Annotated in this window: 7 protein-coding genes; 1 reads left to right on the plus strand and 6 read right to left on the minus strand. The window is 34.7% G+C overall.

The genetic code is table 11. From position 1 onward, the window contains the following. Nucleotides 1-99: 99 nt before the first annotated feature. From V7161_RS29320 to V7161_RS29340, 5 genes are all read right to left on the minus strand, one after another. Nucleotides 100-264, minus strand: a complete 165-nt coding sequence (locus V7161_RS29320; protein WP_335716295.1) for a hypothetical protein — start codon at nucleotides 262-264, stop codon at nucleotides 100-102. A 1,112-nt stretch (nucleotides 265-1,376) separates the two neighbouring features. Beyond that, entirely contained in the window at nucleotides 1,377-2,000 is a 624-nt protein-coding gene (locus V7161_RS29325) for a recombinase family protein (RefSeq protein WP_335716296.1), read from the minus strand. A 380-nt stretch (nucleotides 2,001-2,380) separates the two neighbouring features. Next, nucleotides 2,381-2,881 (minus strand): DinB family protein, encoded by a 501-nt coding sequence (locus tag V7161_RS29330; protein ID WP_335716297.1) that lies wholly within the window; start codon nucleotides 2,879-2,881, stop codon nucleotides 2,381-2,383. Between the two features lie 732 nt (nucleotides 2,882-3,613). Continuing rightward, on the minus strand, nucleotides 3,614-4,864 hold the full coding sequence (locus tag V7161_RS29335; RefSeq protein ID WP_335716298.1) for an ATP-binding protein: 1,251 nt from the start codon (nucleotides 4,862-4,864) through the stop codon (nucleotides 3,614-3,616). A gap of 152 nt (nucleotides 4,865-5,016) precedes the next feature. Continuing rightward, a complete protein-coding gene (locus V7161_RS29340) occupies nucleotides 5,017-5,265 on the minus strand; it encodes a hypothetical protein (protein ID WP_335716299.1) in 249 nt (82 codons plus the stop codon). Between the two features lie 372 nt (nucleotides 5,266-5,637). Between V7161_RS29340 and V7161_RS29345 the strand changes: the two genes are divergently transcribed. Continuing rightward, complete coding sequence (locus V7161_RS29345; RefSeq protein WP_335716300.1) at nucleotides 5,638-6,225, plus strand: hypothetical protein; 588 nt, start codon at nucleotides 5,638-5,640, stop codon at nucleotides 6,223-6,225. Nucleotides 6,226-6,703: 478 nt separating this feature from the next. Here the strand turns inward: V7161_RS29345 and V7161_RS29350 are convergent, their stop codons facing one another. Further along, entirely contained in the window at nucleotides 6,704-7,129 is a 426-nt protein-coding gene (locus tag V7161_RS29350) for a GtrA family protein (protein ID WP_335716301.1), read from the minus strand. Nucleotides 7,130-7,292: the final 163 nt, after the last annotated feature.

A 7,292-nucleotide genomic window follows, 5' to 3' on the forward strand; every position in this document is an offset into this window, starting at 1 on the left:
CCTGCTTCGTTAGTCGAATCATACTAATACAACGCATTAGCGGGCATTCTTGAACTCAAGTCCAAGTTAAGGATACACTCAGGTTTTATATACATTTTTTTATAGATATTGAATTAACATTAAAACTAGGAAAATAATAAAAGCGATTCCCCATAACACCGTTTTAAATCGTACCTTTTTCTTTTCATTCTGAATCCTCCAAGAAACGATCCAATCGAATATTCCTATCAATATTATAGTAATGATTACCCATAGCCCATCCATTGTTATCCCCCTATAAAATAAATGAGTGCCACCATACCAAATATACCACTTTACACCAATTTTGGTAATTTAATTTCCTTCCTTCTTAAGCTAACCTGCCCGTTAGCTCAACAATAAAAAAGATCGCCGCAGCGATCCCTGGCTTTAACTCTTGCACCCGTTAGTCATCCATGCAGCAGAGCCGCACCACAAAGAATGAAAATGAATAGGACCTGTCACTACTGATACTGACCTTGAGCCAGTCACGCCCTCCTCTTTTTTTTGACGATTGAGCAGGGTTTTCTTAAGTATTGCCTTTTTTCTTGTACAAAGGATATTTATTTTCATGGTAGTTGAAGAAGACCTTTACTTTATTAGATCCTGTAACCTCCTGGGAAAAATCGAAAAATATTTATTTATAGTAGATTTGTCCATTTCAAATTTTCTCTACATTTCATAAATTGCAAGTAAATAAAACACTGAAACAACCTTGTACAAATTTTAATATGTTATGTTAAGGAGGGGAGTATCGTGACTTGCAATTGTGATAAACCCTGTGGTTCTTATTCAACTGGAGAACTAAATTTCCAGACAGAAGAAGTATGCAATGGACAAACTATTCAAATTTATAAATCCTTTACAGAATGTGACCCTACTATAACGCTTCAATTATCTAATTTTGGGACTTGCCCATTTACATTTGTTGTAAAACAGAATAAGCAAGAACAAATTATTCAAATAAACCCTAACCAAGGTTTGAACGCTGCATTCGATTGTGTTAAAGCAATGAAGGTTAGGTGTAGCAATTCTGGTGGTGAAAATACCTGTGCCGTTTCAGTAAGGTTCCAAATCCACGGTTGCATTTCTTGCTGTAATTAGACGATTGCTCATATGCAATCGTTTTTTCTTTTTTAAATCCATTAATTTAATTAAAAAGGTTTGTTAAGTGGGTAGTATTCCTTCTTTAACTAAACTGCTTCGTTAATGGAACAAGAAAAGGAGCTGCCACAGCAACCCCTTTTAGAACTCAAGCACCCGTTAGTTTAACAAGTAAGCTTGAATGGTTCCTTCAGAATCCATCCCCCCGATACGATTGCGACTTCATGAGTAGATGGCTAGTAGCAAACTGTCGGTCATTCATTACTACTTTTTGTGTATCGACGTGCATACATGCCAGCTCGGACAACTTCGACATGCTGCGGATCCACTAAAATAGAGTTATGTGTAAACGTGATATCTTTAGACCTTGTCCGTCTGACTTCGCCGATGTATGCTGTATTTCCTAAGATAACAGAAATGGTACTGTGCTGCCAGATTGTATTCCCTTGCGGCGTCAGAATTCCGTCTGCTTCCAGCGATTTTATGATTGATTTCATACTTCGTTTGTTGATGTAGAAATCAGTCAATATTCTGCGCACAGTTTCTGCGCCTTCTGACAGCGTTAGATAGCCGGCACCGTCGATTTTGTAACCGAATGGAACGCGTCCCCCGAACCATTTTCCAGATTTACGTAGTTCTTCCTTGGCGCGTTTGCTTGATTTCATAAGATTCGCGAATAAACCTTCATCTCCATGCGCAAGTCCATGACATCTTTCACACAGCCGAACCATGTTTGTGATACGATTGTTGCCACCAGCTTCCAGCGGAACGATGTGATGAATGTGAAGACCGTTTCTGATACCGCAGTTTCCGCATTCACGAGGAAGCTGTCTATCGAAGTATGCGTGATTTTGATTGAATTCTTGCCGCTTGTCCATCAAAATTCCTCCTTCAGTAGCATGCAAAGCCATCGGTTTCCAAAATATAGTAACAAAGTTTTGCCATCAGACGCTTTGGGACAGATCCGGCACCCCCACCCACCTTTTTTTGGTCTGCAGAGTTGTTGAATTATTATTCATTCGATACACCTGGGCTGTGTTCTAGTTTTGGCTTACGTAAAGATCGTATGAAACCGATTTGCCCCTTTATAAATTAAAGATTCCTCAAATCTTATTATTATCCTTCTTAAACTAAACTGCCCCTTTAGTTGAACAAGAAAAAGAGCCGCAACAGCGACCCTCTGTTAAGTTCAAGCACCCGTTACTTGAATAAGAAAACAGGCTCGACAAAGCAATCCTATCATCAACTTACACACCCGTTACTTAACAAGCCTTTGTTCTAACTCATCCTTTTGGCGCAAGTGATGACGAAAATGCATACCAACCAAATCATACCATTCCCTTGCATTCAGCCAGCCGAACCCTCCATGCTCGACTTTATAATTTGGGTTTATATTATCCACTTTCGATTCCCATTGACTCAACCTTAGAATTACCTGATCCATTCTACTGATAAGTTCCTCCTTGCTATCTGAATTATTAGGTGGAGCATTTAGTTCATCCGGTAATTTAATTTTAATTGGCGGAAACCCTCCGATCTTATATAAATGCTCACCAAACTCCGTTTTCCCAAGGGGTTGTTCATCATTCAAGGTAGCACATTTTTCCATATTATCTAGATACTCATGGGCAACACGGATTAAATGGTCATACATTTGCCCAATAGACCAAACCGCTTCTTCAGAAATATATCTTAGCTGTGCCAAAGAGTAATTTTGAAGCTCGTTTTTGTAAATATTAATAAGTTTAAGTTCGTTCAATTTAATTCCTCCTTTGTATTAATTAACTCAAATCTAAAACTTTTACATATTCGATTCCAAATACCTTCTTCAACAAACCTGGCCCGTTAGTGCTATAAGAAAAGCTGCCTTAATGGCAGCTCTGATTTTAAACAAAAGCACCTTTAGATGAACTTATGTTGTGCTTTGATTATTTTGCAATTGAAGAAACAGGAGATTGTTGTTTTTCCCAATCTGTTGGTCCCTCGCCTGATTCGATAAACCTTCGCCAAAATTCTCCAGTTTGTTTATCCAATAGTATGATGTTGTTTTCATTTGCAGTGATTAACTCATACCTATCTTTGTCGTTCTGAATTACATTATCTTCTTTTTTCTGCTAGGTTTTTAAAGATTGTGACATAAACCAAGAACCTAATAAAATACATATACCCAAAAAGATAATAGAAAAAGACAATAGATTTTTATTCATATTTACCCCCAAATTTTATTTCTATGGAAGATTTATTCTACACAATCAATAATATTTCCTTGTTCCACTATCCTGCTTCCTTAGTGGAACAAGAAAAAAAGCCGCAGCTGCGACCCTTTTGTTTAACTCAAGCACCCCTTACTCTAAGTGTACTTTTCACAATCGCTCCCAAAACAATGCCCATCAAAATATGAAGCAGTCTCCTGTGTAATTATCTAAATGAGAACTCATTTCTACAAAAAAATAGATGGTATCGACAGGATATAATGGCATATGCTTTCCCTTTAGTTTATCTGGGGTAAAAGAATAATAAATTCTGTCCCCAAGTTCTTTTCACTGTTCACTTGTACTTTACCTTTTAAAGAACGGATAATTTGAAAACTAACCATCATGCCTAGTCCTGTCCCCCTTTCCTTTAAGGAATAAAACGGAGTTCCAAGCCTATCAATTTGCTTTTTTGTCATACCAATTCCTTGGTCCTTAATGATAATTTTTATAAATCCATCACTAGTGAAAGTACATGTAATCCAAACTATTCCACCATTAGGCATAGACTCTATGGCATTTTTCAAAATATTAATCAAAGACTGTTTCAATTTTTGAGAATTCCCATAAATCCAACAGTTTTCAAGAAGATCAGTTTTAATCTCAACATTATGGCTCAGGCTGTAACTTTTAATGATTTTTACTACACGTTGTAACTGAGAACCTACGTCGATTCTTTCGTTGTTATTTATTGAAGGTTTTCCAAAAGATAATAAATCATTAATAATTTCATTTGCACGATCTAATTCTTCAATGGATATTTGGATATATTCCTTCTTCTCATTGGACAAATCAGGCTCGTTTAGAAGTTGCAGAAAGCCACGAGTAACTTGCATCGGATTTCTAATTTCATGTGCGAAAACACTTGTTAACTCACTAATAACTCGTAATTTCTCCGAGTTTTGCATCTCTAATCGTAGCTGGTGAATATCCCTGATACCTTCATTTAGTTTAGTTAAGAACCAAGTAACTACCACTACAAAGATAAGCTGAATAATCTGAACTTTAAGATAATCTATGGAAAAACCTCTTAGAACACCAAAAAAAGTAATTCCAATTATGCAATAGTAAAAGGCAAGACCAACTGCAATTTTAACTTTTTTATCTTTGTTTGAACTTGCAAATGCTTTTTGAAAAAGTAATATAACAGGCAGTGATAATAATAAGACAAGAACAGTATTATAAAATCCTAAACTGATTCCAAGATAAAGCCGATAAAGTATGATAAGGGCTGATAGGAAGATGGCTGAGCCAAATTTGCCGTATAGGCTCCCAAATAATAGAGGAATAATTCTTAAATCCAAACGAGCATTTTGACCAAAGCTCACTGGAAATGACATGCAAATAAATATTGATATTCCCCACAAAATGGACATTATCACTATTCTATTTTTCTCACTTTTTACCCTCTCCGTAATAAATGTAAAGTAAATAAATATGGGTATTACCATAAGCGTTAGTTGCAGCAAAAAATCCTTTATTATACTCATTCACGTTACCTTTCATTTTTTGTTCTATATCTGAATACTGCATTATAAGGACGATAATCAGGTTCATTATTTTTATGTCTATTCCCAAACATCTATTCTTTAATAAAGAACTTATTATATTAGTTATTATTACATATTATACTTTAAAGTTTTCAAGATTTGTCTAAATAAGAATTACCACCATCTACGCAACTAATACATCCGCCAAATGCTTCTTGAGAACGAATATTTTCGGCTTCAATTTCGTCTAATTCCAATGGACGATGACCTAAAATCATCCCATCTATCCCTGTTTTGTGAATTGTTTTAATATGAACTAAGCCTTGTTCAACGACATTACATCCAATCAAATCTTCTGCAACAGGAGGATTTTCCCCAACCCATTCCATTAACCCTGCCAAAAACGATGACCTACTCCCAATCTCTCCTTTAGATATCAATTCTAGCACTCTCCCACAGGCGTACTTCCTTCACCGATGCAGGAAAATTGTTCTATTAAAGCCATTATGCATCTGGTTTTTCTTCACTTTCCACCAAAGAATACCTCTCTTTTTTTATTGGAAAATTAAGATTTAAATCTTAAATGAACGGAATAAGTAAACATGAATACCAGGATAGCATTACTAGGTAGATAGTCTTGTATCATATCATTTATATTGCCTATTTTTTACTTAAGTAAGAATAAACAGGCTATTTCATTAGGACAACTTCATGCAATGATACATATCTTGCAGTGTAAATATATCTAATTAATTTTAGGAGGAGAATTTTTTATGGATAAGGACATCATTAAAAATTTTATAGGTAGTGTAATCAGGGTTGATCGAGGCGGACCAGAATCCAGAATTGGGAAGTTAATGGATGTAAGTGACGATTATATCGCCCTTCTCACAGAAGATGATGGGGTCGTTTATTACAACACTCAACATATTAAAAGTTTAACAGAAAATATGAAGGGGCAGATGGAATTCAACATTGAAGTTCCTAAAGATTTCGAATTTAAAAAAGCGGCCAATTTCCAAGAACTGCTTGACGTAATGAAATTTCAATGGGTAAAAATTAATCGTGGAGGTCCTGAGAAGTTAGAGGGGGTACTCAGTGATATAACTAAAGATTTTGTTTCTTTGATCAATAAAGAGGAAATCGTTCGCTTTTCTATATTCCACATTAAAAATATTAGTTATGGAGTAAAAATTGAAAAGGCTGAAGAAGTAAACTCTTATAACCAAACTAGTAACAAAGCTGAAAGCCGATCAACTAACCAATCAAAAATGGCTGAATCCGAAAAACAACAGTCACGTCAAAAAGTTGTAAGATCAAACGATTACAGTCGAAATAAAAAAAATAAGAGCAAAAATTAGGAAAAGGTAACTTCGCAATAAAGATCTGTTGAAGTTGATGAAAGTGATCTAACAGATCTCTAATCCACAATGGAAGAGTTTTTACGAAATTATTCTTAAACCAGCCAAAATTAAGTTTTTTTAAGATCCTCACGTTCCAGGGTTCACTGAGGAGTTGAAAGATGGGGCACTGTCAGGAAAAGCGCCTGCCAAAGCCCCATCTTTCATTTTTTTCAATAATAATATCCTAAGTTTTAATATTGGTGGTATTCAATACTTTCATAGACTGCTCTTTTTCAACTTACCTGCATCCGTTAGTGCAACAAGCAAAAAAAGGCCGCAGTAGCGAACTTCATCTTCAACTCTTGCACCCGATAGTTTAAGTGAAACAATTTACAAAATTTATGAGAATTCCAATTCTTATATGCGAATATTGTCATCTGGTTTAGCTTCAAACAGACTTTTTAAGAAATTTCACAACTTTCATTAAACGTGTATGCTAAATCTTATACGAAATTTGAGCATTTGAAGTTTTGAAAGTTATTGATTGGTGTAATGAAAACTGTATTACTGTAACAATTAATATCGCCAATATTTTAACTAAAATCTGATTATAATGAAGCAGTTGTACAAATATAAACAGTATTAAAGCAGTAATCGCATAACCAACCAAAGCTACTGAGTAATATTTTAAATACCGTGAAAATAAATTGTCTTTCACCTTAAAATTAAAAATCGCGTTTAAAATAAAGTTGTTTGTTTGACTTAAGCTAATGCTAATAAAGTTAGCAAGTTGGATATTGATTCCAGCAACCATAGTAAGAAGCCAAAATGTACTAATATCTAAACTGATTCCTGTTACACCAATACTACAGTATTTGATGAATTTTTCATATTTCTTAAAAAACTTCCTTATTGTTTTCATTTTATCGTACCTTCCTTACATAAAGTGAGATATAAATTTGAAATTTTGGTGCAATAATTTTAAATTTTCTTTCAATTTCAATCTCATTAATTCCAGATCCACATTTTATTTATTTCCAGAAAATTAAGAATTGCACTAATTTATTATATATATAATTTACACT

It is taken from the genome of Neobacillus drentensis (assembly GCF_036965425.1).
Lineage (GTDB): Bacteria > Bacillota > Bacilli > Bacillales > Cytobacillaceae > Neobacillus > Neobacillus drentensis_F.

Excerpts from the sequence above, each read along its gene's own strand:
- V7161_RS29320 (WP_335716295.1), bottom strand. The coding sequence starts at position 264 with ATGGATGGGCTATGGGTAATCATTACTATAATATTGATAGGAATATTC.
- V7161_RS29335 (WP_335716298.1), bottom strand. The coding sequence starts at position 4,864 with ATGAGTATAATAAAGGATTTTTTGCTGCAACTAACGCTTATGGTAATA.
- V7161_RS29325 (WP_335716296.1), bottom strand. The coding sequence starts at position 2,000 with ATGGACAAGCGGCAAGAATTCAATCAAAATCACGCATACTTCGATAGA.
- V7161_RS29345 (WP_335716300.1), top strand. The coding sequence starts at position 5,638 with ATGGATAAGGACATCATTAAAAATTTTATAGGTAGTGTAATCAGGGTT.
- V7161_RS29350 (WP_335716301.1), bottom strand. The coding sequence starts at position 7,129 with ATGAAAACAATAAGGAAGTTTTTTAAGAAATATGAAAAATTCATCAAA.